The organism is Sinomonas sp. ASV322, assembly GCF_030908245.1.
Classification (GTDB): domain Bacteria; phylum Actinomycetota; class Actinomycetes; order Actinomycetales; family Micrococcaceae; genus Sinomonas.
Genome location: NZ_JAVFJJ010000018.1, coordinates 40789 through 58402, shown reverse-complemented (window position 1 = coordinate 58402; position 17614 = coordinate 40789). Strand labels below are relative to the sequence as shown.

Below are 17614 nucleotides of genomic sequence, written 5' to 3'. Positions count from 1 at the left end.
GTGCTGTGCCGCGGTCAGCGCTGGGCAACCAGCGCTCGGGCCGCGATGACGTCTTCGTAGTGGCCCACGAGCTGATCGCAGATCGAGGACCATGTGCGCCCCTGGACCGTCCGCAGAGCCGCCTCGGCGAACGCGGCTCGCTTCGCGTCGTCGCCGATGAGGTCCTGCACATAGGAGCGCATCTCGTTGAGCTGGCCCGGCGTGTAGAGCCAGCCCGTCTTCGAGTTCTCGACGAGGTCGAGGGGCCCGCCTCGGCCCGTCGCGACGACGGGCACGCCCGAGGCCATGGCCTCCTGGATCGTCTGGCAGAACGTCTCGAACTCGCCCGGATGGACGAACAGGTCGAAGCTGGCCATGATGCGGGCGAGGTCCTCGCCGCCCTGGAAGCCGGTGAAATGCGCCGTGGGAAGCTGGGCCTCGAGGGTCGGGCGGAGCGGGCCGTCGCCCACGATCACGAGCTTCGTGTCCGGGAGGTCGGCCAGGACCCGCAGGTCTTCGACCTGCTTCTCGGCTGCGAGGCGGCCCACGTAGCCGATGATCTTCCGCGGCCGCCCGCTCGCCGTAAGGCCCGCGACGGAAGCCCGCCACGCGGCGTCGCGCTTCGCGGGGCTGAAGCGCTGGGCGTCGACGCCGCGGCGCCACATCTCGACGTCGAAGATGCCGCGCCCGCGCAGCTGGTTGATCGCGAACGTGGACGGGGCGAGCGTGCGGTCCGAGAGGAGGTGGATCTTCTCGACCCGCTGCCACGCCCAGTTCTCGAGGAAGGGGAAGCCGTATCGGGCCGCGTAGCTTGGGACCTCGGTCTGGTAGATGGCCACGGTCGGAATCCCGAGGCTGTGAGCAGCGCGGACGGCGCGCCAGCCGAGTTCGAACGGCGAGGCGAGGTGGACGACGTCGGGCGCGAACTTCCGCAGGATGCGCTTGACCTTCGGGACGGCCCCGAACGCGACGCGCACCTTCGAGTAGCCCATCATCGGCATGGCGGGGAGGCGTCGCACGAGGGCGCCCGAAACGTACTCGGGCTCGGAGGCGGCTTCGCCCGCGGGGGCGATCACGAGGACGTCGTCGCCGCGTTCCTGGAGATGGTCAAGGACCCGCAGAACCGAGTGGGTCACGCCATTCATCTGCGGAAGGAACGATTCGGCAACTATCGCTATCCTCACGCTTCCACGGTCACGGGAGTGCCTAACGAGATGGCGGAAACGCCGTGACGCGGAGGGGAAGGATTGGTTAACGCGCGGCGTCGGGCGGGGCCGATTTGGCCGATCTGCGCCGACTTCCCCAGCCTCGGGCCCGGTCTCCCCACTTTCTGCGCCGACATCCTCAGCTTCTGAGCCGCGCTGCGCCGCGGAGTCGTACTGCTTCCGTGAAATGCCGGTGGTTCAGCCCTCGCGGCCGAGGACATCGGCTCAGTGCTTGGGGAATCTGGCGGGGGCGTTGGGGAATTCGGTGGGGGAGTTGGTTGGTCCGGTTCGTGAAGGTGCTGAGACGGGGAGGTCGGCGGCTAAGGCCTGCGTTCGGGGTCCTCGGACCCGGCAGCCGCCGTCGGGGCGCTGCCAGTCGGGGCGGAGGCCGCGATGGCGCCGACTGCGACGGCGAGCGCCCCGAGGCCCCATCCGATCCCCGCTCCGCTCGCGACGGCGCCAACGAGAAGCGGCCCGCCCGCGTCGCCGAGTTCGCGGCCGAGCTCAGCGGTGCCCATCGTGCGGCCCATGCGCTCGTGCGGTGTCGCATCCGCGAGGTGCGCGAACGCGACAGGCGTCGCGACGCCGATGCCCGCCCCCACGAGCAGCGCCGCGAGGTAGACCGTGACGGCGGCCCACGCGCCCGGGGCGAGCGGTGTGAACGAGGCGACGAGGGCCCCGGTCGCGATGACGCCGAGGCCACCCGCCATGCCGGCGCGGTCCTGGATCCGCCCCGCGTCACGAAGCCGGCCGATCCGCGGCTGGACGAGCGAGGAGGCGACCGCGAGGACCGTCACCGCGCCCACACTTGCGACCGTCCCCATGCCCGCGCGAATCGCAAGGGCCGGGAGGAAGCCGACCGCCGCCCCGAGCGCTCCCGTGGCACCCGCAAGGACGAGCGTCGGCCCGAGGAACGATCGGTCCGTGAGCTGGCGCGCGAGGTCGGCGACCGTGTACCGGGTGCGCGGGAGCGGGTCGAGGCGCGGCACCGCGGCCGAAACCCACACCGCCACAGCGAGGGCAAGGGCCGCGAGGACGCCGAACAGGAGCGGGAAGCCTCCCACGAGGATCGCGCCGGCGCCGAGCAACGGCCCGAACGCATAGCCGAGCCCCTTCCACGAACCATAGCGGCCGAAGTATCGCCCGGTGCTCTTGCCGGCAAGCCTTGCCACGCTCGCCGACGACGCAGGGGAGAACGCCGAGGCCGCCGCGCCCTGCCCGAGGCGCGCGACGGCGAGCATGACCACCTGCCCCGACCACAGGCCCGCGAGCGAGGCGAGCGTGAACCCCATGAGCCCGCCGATGATGACCGGCTTCGGCCCGATCCGGTCGGACAGCGAGCCGAACACTGGCTTGAGGAACACCTCGGCGACGTCGTACAGCGCGAGCAGGACGCCGAGCACGAGGAGATCGGCGCCGACGTCGCGGTGTTCCGCGAAGTTCGTCGCGCCCAGGCCAGCCGCGATGCTATGGGCGCCAAACGCCGTCGTAAAGCCCGCGGCGTACAAAGGGACGACGGCGGCACTCGCCGGAGCGGGTTGGGTGCGGGGGAGGCTCACGGTCCGAGTCTACGGATCACGGCGACGCCGGCCGCCCGCCGTCGTCCGCCCCCGCCCGCCGCTGTCTGCCCGCCGTCGTCCGCCCCCGCCCGCCGTCGTCCGCCCCCGCCCGCCGTCGTCCGCCCCCGCCGAGTAGGTCCGCGCCGTCGTTTTCGGAAGGCATCCTGGGTGTCGGGGGACTAGGTCTGATCCTCGACGTTGTGTGCCACGTACCAGCCGGATCCTGCCATGAGCAGGCCGAGGACGATCAGCATCCAGTTGTCCACCATGGTGGACGCGAAGACGTTCGCGGCGGACGTTCCGGTGACGAATCCGTAGATCGCGAGCACCGCCAAGAGGCCACCGAACCACATGAGGTAACGGCGCGCACCCGCAGCCGAGCGGCCCATGACGATGCCGACGACGCCGATGACGAGCTGAACGATGTTCAGCAGCATCGAGGTCTGGAAGACGCTGAACAGCATCGCGTGCGAGTCGGGGCCGAGGAACTTCAGGCTGCTGTAGTCCTGCGTGAGACCCGGAATGAACCCGAAGATCCCGACGAGGGCCCAGACCACGCCAGCTCCCATGGCCAGCAGCTGGATGTCTTTGCGCCCGAAGTGGACACCGTGGTGTGCGTGAGGCGCGGCGGTAGTCATCTCTCCTCCTACTACCTGCTGAGCTGCCCGTGAGGCGAACGCCTCGGGGCGCTGGTGTCACGGCGCGCCACCCCTTGGTCCCACCCCAGGAGCGGGCGGAGGTCGCTGCATCAACACATTAATTCTACGTCCGGTAGTGGACGCCATACGTGACCAAAGTCACTGCGCGAGCGGGAGCGCCGTGGAAATGCTTACCCCGTGCACGGAGTTGGCCCAATCATGACCGTTGAGCACACCGTAAGCCGCGCGGGCCAGGCCGCGAAGTCCTCCGCCCGCCTCGCCGACCTCTTCGGGCCTGTCGAGCTCGGACCGCTCCGGGTCCGGAACCGCTTCGCGATGGCCCCCATGACGCGGGAGTTCTCGCCGGACGGGACCGTGACGGACGAGGTCGCCTCGTACTACGCGCGCCGCGCAGCGGCCGGAGTCGGCCTGCTCATCACCGAGGGCGTCTACGTCTCCGAGGACTCGGGCCCGAGCACGCGCGTCCCGCGCCTGTTCGGAGAGGCCCAGCTCGCCGCCTGGGCGCGGCTCGTCGACGCGGTGCACGCCGAGGGCGGGCTCATCGCGCCGCAGCTCTGGCACCTCGGCGCGGAGCGGGGCGATCACCCGGCCTTCAACGCCGGGCTGCCCACCTTGAGCCCCTCCGGCCTCTCGTCCTCGGGCAAGAGCCGCGGGCGCGCTGCGACCGCCGACGAGCTCGCCCGCATCCGCGACGACTTCGCGCGAGCTGCCGCCGCCGCACGGGAAGCCGGGTTCGACGCCGTCGAACTTCATGGCGCCCACGGCTACCTCCTCGACCAGTTCCTCTGGGAGGGCACCAACAAGCGTGACGACGAGTACGGCGGCTCGCTCGAGGCTCGGACGCGCTTCCCGGCGGAGGTCGCCGCTGCGGTGCGCGAAGCCGTCGGGCCGGATGTCCCCGTCATCTTCCGCTTCTCGCAGTGGAAGTCCGGCGACTACACCGCCCGCATCGCCAACACCCCCGCCGAGCTCGAGGCGATCCTCGGGCGCCTCGCCGACGCCGGCGTCTCGGTGTTCCACGCGTCGACCCGCCGCCACTGGGAGCCCGCATTCCCTGAGGTTGAGGGCCCGGACGGGCGGCTCGGTCTCGCGGGCTGGGCGAAGAAGGTCACGGGCCTTCCCTCGATCGCGGTCGGCTCGGTGGGGCTCAACGAGGCGTTCCAGGTCGCTTTCCAGGCTGGCGGCCGCGCCGGCGTGTCCGGACTCGAGCCCGTGCTCGAGCAGCTCGGACGAGGCGAATTCGATCTCGTGGCCCTCGGTCGCGTCCTCCTGAGCGATCCGGCGTGGATCGAGAAGATCCGCGAGGGCCGCCACGAAGAGATCCGTCCGTTCCGCGCCGAGGATCGCGAAACCCTGAGCTGAACCCCGCGGCGCTGCGCTCCCGTCCGGTTGTAAGTTCCCCATCGGTCGGGAGGGCGGCGCGTCGCGGCCCCGGGGCGTGTTGCGGCCGAAGAAGCGGACGGGGAGCGCGGCGCTCGCCGGCGCAGAGCGCTTCGCGCCTGGACGGTGCGCCTGAACGGGCCGTCGAGCCGCGCATGGCAAAGTGGATCGCGATGAAATTGCGCGCCGACCAGTCCGGGCTCCGAGGCCTCCCGATGCCGCTCTGGCTCCAGGGCGCCGTCGAGTCCTTCCAAGCGGTGGCCATTTCCGCCTTCGGCGTCCTCGTCCCCATCGCGGCGGTCTGGCTCACCGGCGGCTTTGGATCGCTTGCGGTCGATCAGGCCGCGCGGCTCGGCGGGCAGGCCTGGCTCGTCATCCACGGCGTCCCGCTCCGGCTGAGCGGGGCGGGCATGGCGTCCGACGGCGGGGCCGCGCCCGCGTCGAGCATCCTCGAGTTCGTGCCCCTCGGCTTCGCGCTCATCCCGTTCTTCCTCTCGTGGCGCGCCGGGCGCCGCCTCGCCCGCGCGTCCTATGCGGACACCCTGTGGCAGGGTCTCGTCGGCGCGGCGGCCCTCTACTCGCTCGCGGGGTTCGCCACCGCATTCGTGTGCAGCACGCCCGACGTGAGCGCGGGCGTGGGCGTCAGCGCCGGGATCCCGCTCATCCCCGTGGTCCTCGGCCTCGTCGTCGGGGCGCGCCGCGAGGCCGGCTCCTGGGCACGGCTCATCGGCGTCGAGGCTGTCGACTGGATCTCCCGCACGGGCCAGTATTCTCGCTGGGCCGGGAGCTACGTGTGGGCGGTGATCCGGGCCGGCTTCGTCTCAGCGGTCGCGGCGCTCGGGCTCTCGGCCGCGCTCCTCGCGGTCGATCTCGCGGCTCGATGGGCAGATATCGCAACGGTGTACGAGGCGCTCGGGTCCGGCGGAGTCGGCGGCGCGGCGCTCACCTTCGCCCAGCTCGGCTACGCGCCCAACCTCGCGGTGTGGACGCTGGGCTGGTCGTCGGGCGCGGGCGTCTCGCTCGGCGTCGGCTCGAGCGCGAGCGCGCTCGCGACGGCGGTGGGCCCCCTTCCGCCGATCCCCGTGCTCGCGGCGATACCAACCTCGTCGGTGCCGGTCGCGTCGGCAGCGCTCGTCCTGCCCGTCGTCGCAGGGGTCTTCGGCGGGTGGTGGTTCCAGCGCGCCGGTGAGGACCACTTCGACGAGTGGCTCGCGATCAAGGTCCCGGCGCGCTGGTTCACGGCCTCGGTGTCGGCGCTCGTCGTCGGCGCGCTCGTGGGCCTCGTAGGCGGTGCACTGTGCGCGGGCGCGGCGTGGCTCGCGGGCGGTTCGGCCGGAATCGGCCGGTTCACGCAGCTCGGTCCGAATCCGCTCTGGACGCTCGTGTGGGTCGGCGCGGAGACCGCCATCGGCGCGGTCATCGGGTATGCGCTCGCGCCGTGGCTCGAACGCGGCCAGCTCTCCCGCGCGGACGACGTCGCGGCCAAGGCTTAGGTGCGGCGCCAGGCGGCCTGCACACCGAATATCGTTGATCCATGCGCATCGTGGTCCTCGTTTCCGGCACCGGCTCCAACCTCCAGGCTGTCATCGACGCCGTGAAGGCCGGTGAACTCGATCTCGAGATCGCGGCCGTGGGAGCCGACCGTGAGGGGACCTACGGGATCGCGCGCTCGGATGAGGCCGGGTTCGAGACCTTCGTCGTGAACTTCAACTCGTTCCCGACCCGCGACGAATGGGACGCCGCGCTCACGGAACGGGTCGCGACCTACGCGCCGGACGTCGTCGTCTCCTCGGGCTTCATGCGGATCGTGAGCGCGGACTTCATCGAGCGCTTCGGCGGGCGCTACGTCAACACGCACCCGGCGCTCCTGCCCGCGTTCCCGGGCGCGCACGGCGTGCGTGACGCCCTCGCCTACGGAGTCAAAGTCACGGGCTGCACGGTCCACTGGGCCGACGCCGGCGTCGACACGGGGCCGATCATCGCCCAGGAGCCGGTCGCCGTCGAGCCGGACGACGACGAGGAGAGCCTCCACGAGCGGATCAAGGTCGTTGAGCGGAGGCTCCTCGTCGACGTCCTGCGCCGACTCGCCGCGGGCGAACTCGCCCCGCCCGCCGCGGTCTGACGCGGCACGGTTCGTTACGCCACAACTCACGGGCCTTTCGGGCCCCGAATATGCCATTCGGCCCGCGAATTGTGGCCGTAGATGCTCGAGTTACGCCTTGCCGGCCTTCTTGGCCTTCGCCGCCTCGACCGCGGGCTTGGGCGCCTTGCGCCGCTTGCGGTCGAGAAGCAGGGCGAGGCCGATCGCTGCAAGCCACGAATCCTTCGCCATGGCGACGCCGGCGGGAGTGGGGCGGATGCCGTCGGCGTGGGTAAGGCCGGGGGTCCTGGCGTAGGTCACCACGAGGCCTGAGGCGAACGCCGTGAGACCGAGGGCCGCGAGCTTCGTCGGGACGAACGGCAGCACGAGGGCTGACCCGAGCGCGATCTCGCTCGCCGCGACGGCCTTGCCGAAGGTCGCGGCCGGGATCTGCTTGACCTGCGGGATGGCGTTGGCCGCCATGTTCTGGAGGGCCTCGGCCTTCTCCTCGTCGAGCGAGAGCTTGGAGACGCCCGAATTGATCATGTACGCCCCCGTGACAAGGCGCAGGATGGCGTGGCTCGGCGTGAATCCCATGAGTTCTCCTTCAATCCGCTCGCGTCAAGGCGCCCGTCGCGTCGCAAGGCGCGCCTTCAGCCTAGGGAGCCGGGGCGAGATTGTCAGCCCGAAGCTCAATGGGAACGGTCAACCTCGAGCCACTGGGGTGGCTTCCCCGCACTGGGGCTGCCTCCCCGCACTGGGGTGGCGGGCCCGGGCCCCCAAAGCGGGGAGGGGCGCCCACTGCGGGCTCGGGGCCCAAAGCGGGGAGGGGCGCCCACTGCGGGCTCGGGGCCCAAAGCGGGGAGGGGCGCCCACTGCGGGCTCGGGGCCCAAAGCGGGGAGGGGCGCCCACTGCGGGCTCGGGGCCCCAGTGCGGCGATTGCCGACATGGCTGGGACGTGCGCCCATGGGACTGGCGTCGAGTGGGCCTCGCTAGAATGCTGTGGAACCCACCTGCCTGCCCTGCCGCGCGCGAGAGAGACGAGTGCCCCGTGATCCAGCTTGACCGTGTCCCCATCCGACGTGCCCTCATCTCGGTCTACGACAAGACGGGCCTCGAGGACCTTGCCAAGGGCCTCCACGCGGCCGGGGTGCGGATCGTCTCGACGGGTTCGACGGCGAAGCGCATCGCCGCCGCCGGCGTGCCGGTGCAGGAGGTCGAGGAGGTCACGGGCTCGCCCGAGATGCTCGACGGCCGTGTCAAGACCCTGCACCCGCGCGTGCACGGCGGCATCCTGGCAGACCGGCGCGTGCCCGAGCACATGAAGACGCTCGAGCAGTTCGAGATCGAGCCGTTCGACCTCGTCGTCGTGAACCTCTACCCGTTCGTTGAGACGGTGCGGTCGGGCGCGGCGATGGACGACGTCGTCGAGCAGATCGACATCGGAGGTCCCGCCATGGTGCGCTCGGCGGCGAAGAACCACGCCGCCGTCGCCGTCGTCGTCGATCCCGCGTTCTACGGCGAGGTCGTCACGGCCGCCGCGGCGGGGGGATTCACCCTCAAGACGCGCCAGCGCCTCGCTGCGAAGGCGTTCGCACACACGGCGGCCTACGACACCGCCGTCGCGACGTGGACCGCGAGCCAGTTCAAGGACGGGGATGGCGACGGCGTAGTTGAGTGGCCGGCGTACGCGGGCCTCGCGCTCGAGCGCTCTGAGGTGCTCCGCTATGGCGAGAACCCGCACCAGCAGGCTGCGATGTACGTCGACAAGGCCGCGCCCGCGGGCATTGCGCAGGCCGATCAGCTCCACGGCAAGGCGATGAGCTACAACAACTTCGTCGACGCCGACGCGGCCCTCCGCGCGGCGTTCGACTTCGCCGAGCCCGCCGTCGCGATCATCAAGCACGCCAATCCGTGCGGCATCGCCGTCGCGACGCCGGGTGCCGAGGATCCCATCGCGGACGCCCACCGCAAGGCCCACGCGTGCGATCCCGTCTCGGCTTACGGCGGCGTCGTCGCGGCGAACCGGACCGTCTCGAAGGGCATGGCCGAGACGCTCGCCGGGATCTTCACCGAGGTCGTCGTCGCGCCTGACTTCGAGCCCGAGGCCGTCGAGATCCTCTCCAAGAAGAAGAACATCCGCCTCCTCGTGCTGCCCGAGGGCTACGACCGGTACCCGACCGAGTTCCGACAGATCTCGGGCGGCATGCTCGTGCAGGTCTCGGATCGGCTGGACGCCTCGGGCGACAACCCGTCGAACTGGACGCTCGCAACGGGCGAGGCCGCGGACGAGGCGACTCTCGCCGACCTCTCGTTCGCGTGGCGCGCTTCTCGCGCGGCGAAGTCGAACGCGATCCTCATCGCGAGGGACGGCGCGTCGGTCGGAATCGGCATGGGCCAGGTGAATCGCGTGGATTCGTGCCGCATCGCGGTTGAGCGCGCCAATACGCTGGGCGTCGCCGTGGAGTCTGCCGTTGACGCCCCTGGCGGGGCGTCCGGCGCCGCGGCTGCCGCCGGCGCGAGTGGCGCGCCCGAGCGGAGCCGTGGGGCCGTTGCGGCCTCCGATGCGTTCTTCCCCTTCGCCGACGGCCTCGAGATCCTCCTCGAGGCGGGCGTCCGCGCCGTCGTCCAGCCGGGCGGTTCGATTCATGACGATGAGGTCATCGCCGCGGCCCAGGCCGCCGGCATCACGATGTACCTCACGGGTGCGCGGCACTTCTTCCACTGACGCCGCGATGGCACTGACGCCGCGATGGCACTGGAGCTCGCGCTAGGGCTCGCGCCGCGGCCTCCAACCTCTGCGCCGACCTCCCCAGGTCTTGGGCCGAGTGCCCCAACTCTTGGTCTCGGCGCGCGGCGTGTCGCCTGAAGCGGCGGCGTGTTGCGTGGTCGTCCTCGGCGAAGCTGGGGAGGTTGGCCGGGAAGCTGGGGAGCCTGGCACAGAACGGGCCCCGCACAGAACGGGCCCGGCACAGAACGGGCCCGGCACAGAACGGGCCCGGCACAGAACGGGCCCGGCACAGAACGGGCCCGGCACGCGTGAGGAGGGAGGCCCGGGGAAACCGGGCCTCCCTCCTGCTGTCCGGCGCCGCAAGGGGGAGGAACGCCGCCGGGGTAGGGCGGTTTGGGTGGGTGCGAAAACGCTTAGGCCTGCGTGACCGTCACGCCCTGGACCGCGAGGCTGTTCGCGGCCGAGAGCACGGTCCCTGCGTTGACTGCGAACGAGGCGTTGTGCGCGGCGATGAGAGCCGAGTTGAGGTCGAAGAGGAGCGTCTCGCGGCCCGGGAGCAGGTCGACGGTCTCGGCGGACAGTTCGGCGATGGTGAGCTTGGTCATGTTGATCTCCTTGGGTGGTGGCGCCTCGGCGCCGTGGGGTGTGGCTGGTTGAGGTGGGCCGGTCCGGGCGCCGAGCGGGAGTTTCCCCTCCGCAGGGCGCCGGGCCCCGGTCCGTCGGTGGCGGTCAGTGCTGGAGCACGCCGACCATTTGGAGCGCGGTAGCGTTCGCAGTCGACCCGATCGTCGCGGCGTTGACCGCGATCGCGAGGTTGACTGCGACGACGGGCGCGACGTTGATGTCGAAGAGCATCGTGTCCCGCTGCGGAAGCAGCTCGGCATGCTCGACGGCGACGTCCGCGGCAGTGAGTGCCGTCATGATGTCCTCCTGGGTTGGTTTGGTGCCCGGCCCGGAGCTGGGGGACCCGAGCCGGGACAGCCGTCACGATCAGTGCTGGTTGACCGTGATTCCCTGGAGCGCCACGCTGTTCGCGGACGAGAGCACGGTTGCCGCGTTCACGGCGTAAGAGGCGTTCGTCGCGGCGACGAGAGCGGCGTTGAGGTCCCACACGAGGGTCTCGCGTCCGGGGAGCAGCTCCACGTCCTCGGCGGCGAGGTCGGCCATAGTGAGCTTCTGCATGATGTTCACCCCCTTTCAGGGTCTGGTCGGTGACTCTCAACGGGTGAGAGCTGGTCCGGTTCAGCCGTGTCGGCCGATCCGGAGCTTGGGGCGCGGCGCAATGTGCCGCGGGAGGGGATTCGGGAGGCGCGGCGTGAGCCGGCGGATGATGGCCCGCACGATGGTTCCGAGGGCCTGCGAGAGCATGAGCACGGATCCGATCGCGGGAAGCGCGAGCATCCCGATCGCGAGGAGGGAGAGGACGGCGTCGATCGGCTGTCCGGTCGCGAGGGCGAGGGCGAGATGCCGCGCGTGGGCGAGGACCGCCTCGAACGCCGTCGTGAGGATGTAGGGGAGGCTAATGGCGAGCCATACGGTGACGCCGGCCAGGAATGGGACGACGACGAGGACCCAGCACGTCACGATGAGCCGTGAGACGGGCCTGAGCTCGCTCACCCTCGGATCCGCGGGGCGGCCGGGCACGAGGCTCCGCAGCACGGGCCCGACGCGGGCGAAGAGGTCTGGGACTCCCGCGAGGTCGGCGAGGACGAAGTAGCCGTCGAGCCGGATCGCGGGCGGGAGCTGCTGCGCCATCTGCAGCTGGGTCATGATGACGAGCAGGAGCAGGAGCGGGCTGTCCGTCGCGAGGTACACGAGGCCCATCGCGAGTACCCACCACAGGTGGAAGTAGAGCCCGCCGAGATCGGTGCGGATGCGTCCGGCCCGGCTGAGCCTGTACGAGTCCGTGACGTCCGTGAAGAACGCCGGGAAGACGACGTACAGGCCGACGCCGATGACGCCTGGCGTCGCGCCCCCGTAGCGGCACGCGGTAGCGTGGCCGACTTCGTGGACGAGCGCGCCGACGCTCATGAGGACGAAGAGTCCGAGGAGCATCGCGGGCGTCATGAGGACGTCGCCGAGGGCGGCGCCCGCATTCGAGGCGACGAAGATCCGGACGTCGAGGGCAACGAGCGCGAGGCACGCCACGACGACGATCGGGGGAGCGTAGAGCGGACGGAGGAGGCGGGAGAGGCGTTCGACGCCGCGTTTCGGCACGATCGTGGCCTTCGCCCGCAGGGCAAGCAGGGGAGTGGCCGTGGGTGCGGGCGGCGCGGCGGCGCTCTCAGGACGCTCAAGCAGCCCGAGCGGTTCGAGCTTGCCCTCCGCGAGAAGGGTGAGGCCTTCGACGTCGAGCTCCTTGCCGAAGCGTGCGCTCACGCGCCGGGCGAGCTCGCCCGATGCGAGCGGCCGGGCGGCCTCCTCGACGATGCGGTGGAGGAGCTCGCTCAGCTGGACGACCTGCCCATCCGCCCGTCGCACGAGGTACGTCGAGCGGTTGAGGCCGGAACCGGACACGAGGCCCAAGAGCTCGATCCCGGCCACGCGCTGCCAGCGCTGCGTCGGTATCGCGAGTCCTTGCGTCATGGTCGGGGCTCCTCAGGTGGGTGGGGTGTCCAGGTGGGTGGGGAAGCGAGGCCGTGGGTGCCTCGTGCGACGGACGACGACGTCGCTCGCCGTGCGGGCGATCCCCGGCGGGTCTCCGGGGCGGCCGTGCTGGGAGGTGGCCGCCCCGGAATCACCCGGCTGGGTCAGCCCTGCGTGACCGTGATGAACTGGCCGGCGCCGCTGTTCGCGACAGAGGCGATCGTCATCGCGTTGAGGGCGACCGAGCTGTTCGAGGCGAGGATGCCCGCCCAGTTGCCGTCAAACACGAGGGTCTCGCGGCCCGGAAGCAGCTCGACGGTCTCGGCGGTCAGTTCGGTAATGGTCAGCTTCGTCATGGGACTCAACTCCTTGATCGATGGGGTTTTCTTGGTGTGGTTGGCGATTGACTGCCAATCGCTGTAGTTAGTACATCGAATGGATTGTTATTCGCGCGTTATCGTCGCGTTATCGGCCTGACGTGGGCGGATGTTGGCGGGGGTGACGGCCCGAGACGCTCGATGACGGTGCGTTGCGTTGCATTGCCGCGGTTTTCCGCCCGTTTCGGCGTGCGTCGGCCGCTTTGAGAGGCCCTCCTCGGTGCGTGTTCAGTGGTGGCACGTGTGGCCCACAAGGGCCGCCTGAGCCCCGGAGACCCGAGATGACACGATCCCTCACTGCCAGCCCCACCGAACGTGGGACTCATCGCCCTCCCGCTGCCCGCCGTCGGGCGCGAGCCGGGTATGCCGCCGGACTGCCGGCTGTCGCGCTGGCCGCCGTCGCCCTCCTCGGGCTGAGCGCGTGCAGCGATCCCGGCGCGCAGGCCGCAAGCGCCACGACTCAGGCCACTGTGGCCGGAAAGGCCTTCAACCTCTCGCCGCAGCAGGACCGTTTCCAGGCGCCCAAGGACGAGGCGTCAGCGGCCCTCGTGCCCGCTGACGTGAGGGCCCGGGGCAAGCTCGTGGTCGCAACAGCGCCGTGGGCTGCGCCGCTTTCGCTCTATGCGACGGACAACAAGACGCCCATCGGCAACGAGGTGGACATCGCCTATGCGATCGGCCAGACCCTCGGTCTGACCGTCGAGGTCGCCCCGGTCGCGTGGGCCGACTGGCCACTCGGCGTTGAGTCGGGCAAATACGACGCCGTCCTGTCCAACGTGACCGTGACGGAGGCGCGCAAGGAGAAGTTCGATTTCGCGACCTATCGCAATGACCTTCTGGGCTTCTACGCGAAGAGCGATTCTTCGATCAGCTCAGTCAGGGAGCCCAAGGACGTCGCGGGCAAGCGGATCATCGTCGGCTCGGGGACCAACCAGGAGGCAATCCTTGTGAAGTGGGACCAGCAGAACAAGGCGGCAGGCCTGGCTCCTGTGCAGTTCCAGTACTACGACGACGATTCGGCGTCGTCGCTCGCGATCCAGTCCGGGCGCGCAGACCTGACCTTCGGGCCCAACGCCACTGCCGCGTACAAGGCGGCGGTGAACGGCAAGACCAAGCAAGTCGGCACGCTCAGCGGGGGATGGCCGCTCACGGCGCAGATCGCATTCACCACAAAGAAGGGCAACGGCCTCGCCGCGGCAGCGCAGGCCGCGCTCAACAAGCTCATCGACTCCGGCGCGTACGGGAAGGTCCTCGATCGTTGGGGGCTGACGTCGGAGGCGATCACGCACTCGGACCTCAACCCTCAGGGCCTGCCCAAGAGCTGAGACCCTGGCCACGCGTCCGGGAACGATCTGGCCACGCGTCCCGTTTGCGGACGCGTGGCCAGATCGTTCCCGACGCGTGGCCGGTTTCGTCACGCCCAGCTCGACGCCGGGACTTCGAGGCCGAGATGTTCCCGCAGCGTCGTCCCGGCATACTCGGTCGGGTACACGCCCCGCGACTGGAGTTCGGGCACGAGGCGGTCCACGATGTCGTCGAGGCCGCTCGGCACGATCCACGGCGAGACGTTGAAGCCGTCTACGGCGCCGATCCGGGCGTACTCGGCGAGTCGGTCCGCCACCTCGGAATACGAGCCCACGAAGCTCCGCGACGCGCGCGCATTCCGTTGGCGCACGAACTCGAGGATGCTCCACCCCTTCTCAGCGGCTTCAGCCCTCCACGAGGCAGCGAGTTCGCGCGCCTTGGCGCCGTGGAAGCCGCTCCCGCGGGTCTCCGAGGTCGTCTCGACGGCGGGCTCGACGTCGGGGAGCGGCCCCGCCGGGTCGTAGCCTCCGAGGGGGCGCCCCCAGAACTGCTCGAGGTAGGCGATCGCCTGCTGCGGACCGATCTGGAGCTCACGCAGCCACGCGAGCTTCTCGCGCGCGGCCGCGGGCGTCTCGGCGAGTACGAACTCGCTCGCGGGCATGATCTTGAGCGACTCCGGGCGCCGTCCGGCCCGGATGGTCCGAGACACGAGGTCGCGCCGGAATTCGATGGCGTCCTCCAGCCCGGGATGCGCCGAGAAGATGACGTCGGCACGTCGCGCGGCAAAGTCTCGACCCTCGGGCGAATCCCCGGCCTGGAACAGCACGGGCCGTCCCTGAGGGCTGCGCGGCAGGCGCGGCTCGTAGTCCACGGTGTAGTGCTGGCCCTCATGGTGCACGGACCGGACGGAGTCGGGCGCAAGCCAGCGCCGCGCCGTCGTACTCCCGCGCGAATCCGAGGCGAGTGCGCCGGGCCTCCAGCCATCCCAGATCTCGAGCGCGACCTCGACGAAGGCCTCGGCGTGGCGGTAGCGGTCTGCGTGGTCGAGGTAGCCGCCGCGGCGGAAGTTCGCGCCGGTCCATGCGTTGTCCGTCGTCACGACGTTCCACGCCGCGCGCCCGCCGGACAGAAGGTCGAGCGAGGCGAGGCGGTGGGCGAGGTCGGCGGGGTCGTTGTACGTCGTGTTCTGGGTTGCGACGAGGCCGATGCGATGCGTCACCGAGGCGAGTGCGGCGAGCAGGGTCTGGGAGTCGGGGCGGCCGGCGACGTCGAGCTCGTGGACGCGCGCCAGGTGCTCGCGGAGGCGAAGCCCCTCGCCGAGGAAGAACGCCGCGAAGAGGCCGCGCTCGGCGGTCTGCGCGACGCGCCGGAACGACAGGAAGTCCGTCTGCGAGCCGGACTGCGGCAGCTTCCACACGGTGCCCGAGTTGACGCCCTGGAAGAAGACGCCGAACTGGAGTTGACGGCTCGGTGTGAAATCGGGATGGATGCTCATGAGGCGCCTTTCAGATCGTGGAATCGGCGGTGGGCGCCGGGTACACGGGCAGGGGGCCGGCGGCATAGCGGCTGGGCGGCCGGCGCAGCCCGAGGCGATACCGCAGCGAGGTGTCCGGGACAGTCGGGGCGAGAAGGCCGCGTCGGCGCAGCTCGGGAAGGACGAGCTGCGCGAGCTCGGGGAGGTCGACGTCGACCACGGCCGGGTGGAGCCGCACGCCGTCGGCCACGCGGAGGAGCTCGCCGAGGTAGTCGGCGAGCTCGGCCGGGCCGCCCGCGAAGAGTGCGTGCGGAGACTGCCACGAGGACGTCGCGTCGAGCGCCGCCAGCCGCTCGCCCCCCGCCTGGCCGCGAGCGTCGAGGACGAGATCGAGCTCGGCGACGACGAGACGCTCCGGATTCTCGTCGCGCACGAGCGCTGCTTCGGCGAGGAGCAGGTCCCACGCCGGAGCGGTGGTGAGGAGCACATCCGCCTGGGCCGGCGGAACCTGCCCATACGGGGCGAACACCGGGAGCTGGCCCTGCGGGGGACGCGGGATGATCGAGGGCCCTTTGATGGAGAAGCTGCGCCCGCGGAACTCGGCGTAGTGCACGCGCGACGCGTCGAGGTACCGGCCGGCGGCGACGTCGCGGATCTCGGCGTTGTCCTCCCACGTGTCCCACAGGCGCCGCGCCACTTCGACGGCGTCGGCGGCCTCGACGAACGCGTCGTCGGCGGCGAGGGGGCCGCGCCCCACGGCGGCGTGCCGCGGGGCGGAGCCGTCGACGGCGACGAGCCACCCCGCGCGACCGTAGCTCACGTAGTCGAGGCTTGCGAGCTGGGTCGAGACGTGGAACGGCTCGGTCGAGGTGGCCTCGACCTCGGGCACGAGCGCGATGGTCCGCGTGAGAGGGGCGGCGTGGGCCGCGCGCTGGACGGCGTCGAGCCGCCCGTGCTCGTCAGCCCCGCGCGCGGGGGTCGGGTCGGAGAACGTCGCGAAGTGGAAGCCCGCCGACTCCGCGTCGAGAACCCGCCGCAGCGAGCGCTCGGGGGAGAAGGCGGACGACGGCGGGGCGGCGGCAAAGCGCCACCCCGAGGGGTGGGCGTCGTCCAGGTCGAGGCCGATGAGTCCGTTGGGACGGGTCATGATGCGGCTCCTTGCGGGGTGCGTGGTGTCAGGGGTTCTGTCCCCGGCGGTGCGGCTTCGGGTCGCCCCGAATACGGGTCGCTGTCGCCCCACAGCGTGGTGGGTGCCGCCGCTCGGACGGCGGGGACGACGTCGAGCGCGAAGCGCTCGAGCACGGCGAGCTGCTCGTCGAATGGGAGGACGGTCGGAAGCGAGACGGATTGGAGGTCATGCCCGTAGAGCTCGTGGTACGAGAGGATCTTGTCCACGATCTGCTCGGGGCTGCCGACGAGTGACGGACCCTCTGCCACGGCGTGGTCGATGTCCCGGAACGGGGTGTTGTTCCCGGGAACGTCCCGAGCCGCCGTCAGTGCTTCGTAGACCGGACCGAAGCGGCGTTTCGCCTCCTGGGTGGTGTCCGCGATGAAGATCCCGCCCGCGCCGCTGCCTGAGCCGAGATACGCGTGGCGCGGATCGTGGCCGTGGGCGGCGTACTGCTCACGCCAGTGGTCGATGAGCACCTTGTAGTTCTCGCGCGGCTGGATGGCGTTGGCCGTGAAGAGCGGCTCGCCCCACTTCGCGGCGAGGGCCGCCGACGCGATCGATGTCGCACTGCCGTGCCAAATCCTCGGCGGGCCGGCAAACGGTCGCGGGAGCGTCGTCGTCGGCTGGTCGAGGGGCGGCCGGAAGCGGCCGCTCCACGTGACGCCCTCCTCGTGCCAGAGGCGACGCAGGAGCTCGTGCTTCTCAGCGAGGAGGTCCCACTGATCGGCGAGGTCGAGCCCGAAGAGCGGGTACTGGAGCACCTCGTTGCCCTTGCCGATCGTGAGCTCGAGGCGGCCCCGCGAGAGCTGGTCGACGGTCGCGTAGTCCTCGGCGGCTCGAACCGGATCGAGGACGGACAGGACCGTGACTCCCGTGTGGAGCCGGATGCGGGAGGTCGCGACAGCGATGGCGGCCAGGACCGTCGCGGGAGAGGACGAGAGGAACTCGCCCGCGTGCCGTTCCCCGACCGCGAACGAGTCGAAGCCGAGGTCCTCCGCGCGTTGCGCGGTCTCGATGACCTGGGCGAGCCGGTCCGCGGGGCGCACACGCTCGCCCGTGAGCGGATGTCGGTGGTGCGGAATGATGTCGAGCAGCTGGAACTTCATG

17 protein-coding genes are annotated in these 17614 nt (G+C 70.8%); 5 read left to right on the top strand and 12 right to left on the bottom strand.

Annotated elements, in window-relative coordinates:
- Positions 1-14: 14 nt before the first annotated feature.
- The 3 genes from RBS12_RS17930 to RBS12_RS17920 all read right to left on the bottom strand — a co-directional run bounded on the left by RBS12_RS17930 (position 15) and on the right by RBS12_RS17920 (position 3381).
- On the bottom strand, positions 15-1163 hold the full coding sequence (locus tag RBS12_RS17930) for a glycosyltransferase family 1 protein (RefSeq protein ID WP_307967516.1): 1149 nt from the start codon (positions 1161-1163) through the stop codon (positions 15-17).
- 341 nt (positions 1164-1504) lie between these two features.
- Positions 1505-2743 carry an MFS transporter gene (locus tag RBS12_RS17925; RefSeq protein WP_307967515.1) on the bottom strand — a complete coding sequence of 413 codons (1239 nt, stop codon included), beginning with the start codon at positions 2741-2743 and terminating at the stop codon, positions 1505-1507.
- A 179-nt stretch (positions 2744-2922) separates the two neighbouring features.
- On the bottom strand, positions 2923-3381 hold the full coding sequence (locus RBS12_RS17920) for a DUF4383 domain-containing protein (protein ID WP_307967514.1): 459 nt from the start codon (positions 3379-3381) through the stop codon (positions 2923-2925).
- Positions 3382-3600: 219 nt separating this feature from the next.
- Between RBS12_RS17920 and RBS12_RS17915 the strand changes: the two genes are divergently transcribed.
- The 3 genes from RBS12_RS17915 (at position 3601) to purN (ending at position 6904) form a co-directional block, all read left to right on the top strand.
- Complete coding sequence (locus tag RBS12_RS17915; RefSeq protein ID WP_307967513.1) at positions 3601-4764, top strand: 12-oxophytodienoate reductase; 1164 nt, start codon at positions 3601-3603, stop codon at positions 4762-4764.
- A gap of 191 nt (positions 4765-4955) precedes the next feature.
- Positions 4956-6275 carry a DUF6350 family protein gene (locus tag RBS12_RS17910; protein ID WP_307967532.1) on the top strand — a complete coding sequence of 440 codons (1320 nt, stop codon included), beginning with the start codon at positions 4956-4958 and terminating at the stop codon, positions 6273-6275.
- Positions 6276-6316: 41 nt separating this feature from the next.
- Positions 6317-6904 carry a phosphoribosylglycinamide formyltransferase gene (gene purN / locus RBS12_RS17905; protein WP_307967512.1) on the top strand — a complete coding sequence of 196 codons (588 nt, stop codon included), beginning with the start codon at positions 6317-6319 and terminating at the stop codon, positions 6902-6904.
- A gap of 90 nt (positions 6905-6994) precedes the next feature.
- Here the strand turns inward: purN and RBS12_RS17900 are convergent, their stop codons facing one another.
- Positions 6995-7459 carry a DoxX family protein gene (locus tag RBS12_RS17900; RefSeq protein ID WP_307967511.1) on the bottom strand — a complete coding sequence of 155 codons (465 nt, stop codon included), beginning with the start codon at positions 7457-7459 and terminating at the stop codon, positions 6995-6997.
- Between the two features lie 458 nt (positions 7460-7917).
- On the opposite strand from RBS12_RS17900, the gene purH reads away from it, so the two are divergent.
- A complete protein-coding gene (gene purH / locus RBS12_RS17895) occupies positions 7918-9591 on the top strand; it encodes a bifunctional phosphoribosylaminoimidazolecarboxamide formyltransferase/IMP cyclohydrolase (RefSeq protein ID WP_307967531.1) in 1674 nt (557 codons plus the stop codon).
- Positions 9592-10007: 416 nt separating this feature from the next.
- Here purH and RBS12_RS17890 read toward each other — a convergent pair whose 3' ends face one another.
- The 5 genes from RBS12_RS17890 to RBS12_RS17870 all read right to left on the bottom strand — a co-directional run bounded on the left by RBS12_RS17890 (position 10008) and on the right by RBS12_RS17870 (position 12536).
- The gene (locus RBS12_RS17890; protein ID WP_307967510.1) at positions 10008-10199 is read right to left on the bottom strand and encodes a hypothetical protein; all 192 of its coding nucleotides are present in this window, start codon (positions 10197-10199) and stop codon (positions 10008-10010) included.
- Positions 10200-10323: 124 nt separating this feature from the next.
- Entirely contained in the window at positions 10324-10515 is a 192-nt protein-coding gene (locus RBS12_RS17885; protein WP_307967509.1) for a hypothetical protein, read from the bottom strand.
- A gap of 69 nt (positions 10516-10584) precedes the next feature.
- On the bottom strand, positions 10585-10776 hold the full coding sequence (locus RBS12_RS17880; RefSeq protein WP_307967508.1) for a hypothetical protein: 192 nt from the start codon (positions 10774-10776) through the stop codon (positions 10585-10587).
- A 60-nt stretch (positions 10777-10836) separates the two neighbouring features.
- Positions 10837-12180, bottom strand: coding sequence for a hypothetical protein (locus RBS12_RS17875; RefSeq protein ID WP_307967507.1), 1344 nt, complete (start codon positions 12178-12180; stop codon positions 10837-10839).
- Positions 12181-12344: 164 nt separating this feature from the next.
- Positions 12345-12536, bottom strand: coding sequence for a hypothetical protein (locus tag RBS12_RS17870; protein WP_307967506.1), 192 nt, complete (start codon positions 12534-12536; stop codon positions 12345-12347).
- Between the two features lie 302 nt (positions 12537-12838).
- On the opposite strand from RBS12_RS17870, the gene RBS12_RS17865 reads away from it, so the two are divergent.
- Positions 12839-13882, top strand: a complete 1044-nt coding sequence (locus RBS12_RS17865; protein ID WP_307967505.1) for an ABC transporter substrate-binding protein — start codon at positions 12839-12841, stop codon at positions 13880-13882.
- An 89-nt stretch (positions 13883-13971) separates the two neighbouring features.
- Here the strand turns inward: RBS12_RS17865 and RBS12_RS17860 are convergent, their stop codons facing one another.
- The 3 genes from RBS12_RS17860 to RBS12_RS17850 are packed head-to-tail and all read right to left on the bottom strand — an operon-like array spanning position 13972 to position 17613.
- Positions 13972-15357, bottom strand: coding sequence for an NtaA/DmoA family FMN-dependent monooxygenase (locus tag RBS12_RS17860; protein WP_307967504.1), 1386 nt, complete (start codon positions 15355-15357; stop codon positions 13972-13974).
- A 10-nt stretch (positions 15358-15367) separates the two neighbouring features.
- Positions 15368-16483, bottom strand: a complete 1116-nt coding sequence (locus RBS12_RS17855) for an LLM class flavin-dependent oxidoreductase (RefSeq protein ID WP_307967503.1) — start codon at positions 16481-16483, stop codon at positions 15368-15370.
- Positions 16480-17613 carry an LLM class flavin-dependent oxidoreductase gene (locus RBS12_RS17850; RefSeq protein ID WP_307967502.1) on the bottom strand — a complete coding sequence of 378 codons (1134 nt, stop codon included), beginning with the start codon at positions 17611-17613 and terminating at the stop codon, positions 16480-16482. Before RBS12_RS17850 ends, RBS12_RS17855 begins: the two co-directional genes overlap by 4 nt.
- Position 17614 lies beyond the last annotated feature (1 nt).

Coding starts and splice junctions, on each gene's coding strand:
- RBS12_RS17915 (WP_307967513.1), top strand. CDS start 3,601: ATGACCGTTGAGCACACCGTAAGCCGCGCGGGCCAGGCCGCGAAGTCC.
- RBS12_RS17860 (WP_307967504.1), bottom strand. CDS start 15,357: ATGAGCATCCATCCCGATTTCACACCGAGCCGTCAACTCCAGTTCGGC.
- RBS12_RS17885 (WP_307967509.1), bottom strand. CDS start 10,515: ATGACGGCACTCACTGCCGCGGACGTCGCCGTCGAGCATGCCGAGCTG.
- RBS12_RS17850 (WP_307967502.1), bottom strand. CDS start 17,613: ATGAAGTTCCAGCTGCTCGACATCATTCCGCACCACCGACATCCGCTC.
- RBS12_RS17920 (WP_307967514.1), bottom strand. CDS start 3,381: ATGACTACCGCCGCGCCTCACGCACACCACGGTGTCCACTTCGGGCGC.
- purN (WP_307967512.1), top strand. CDS start 6,317: ATGCGCATCGTGGTCCTCGTTTCCGGCACCGGCTCCAACCTCCAGGCT.
- RBS12_RS17890 (WP_307967510.1), bottom strand. CDS start 10,199: ATGACCAAGCTCACCATCGCCGAACTGTCCGCCGAGACCGTCGACCTG.
- RBS12_RS17910 (WP_307967532.1), top strand. CDS start 4,956: ATGAAATTGCGCGCCGACCAGTCCGGGCTCCGAGGCCTCCCGATGCCG.
- RBS12_RS17880 (WP_307967508.1), bottom strand. CDS start 10,776: ATGCAGAAGCTCACTATGGCCGACCTCGCCGCCGAGGACGTGGAGCTG.
- RBS12_RS17875 (WP_307967507.1), bottom strand. CDS start 12,180: ATGACGCAAGGACTCGCGATACCGACGCAGCGCTGGCAGCGCGTGGCC.
- RBS12_RS17855 (WP_307967503.1), bottom strand. CDS start 16,483: ATGACCCGTCCCAACGGACTCATCGGCCTCGACCTGGACGACGCCCAC.
- RBS12_RS17865 (WP_307967505.1), top strand. CDS start 12,839: ATGACACGATCCCTCACTGCCAGCCCCACCGAACGTGGGACTCATCGC.
- RBS12_RS17870 (WP_307967506.1), bottom strand. CDS start 12,536: ATGACGAAGCTGACCATTACCGAACTGACCGCCGAGACCGTCGAGCTG.
- RBS12_RS17900 (WP_307967511.1), bottom strand. CDS start 7,459: ATGGGATTCACGCCGAGCCACGCCATCCTGCGCCTTGTCACGGGGGCG.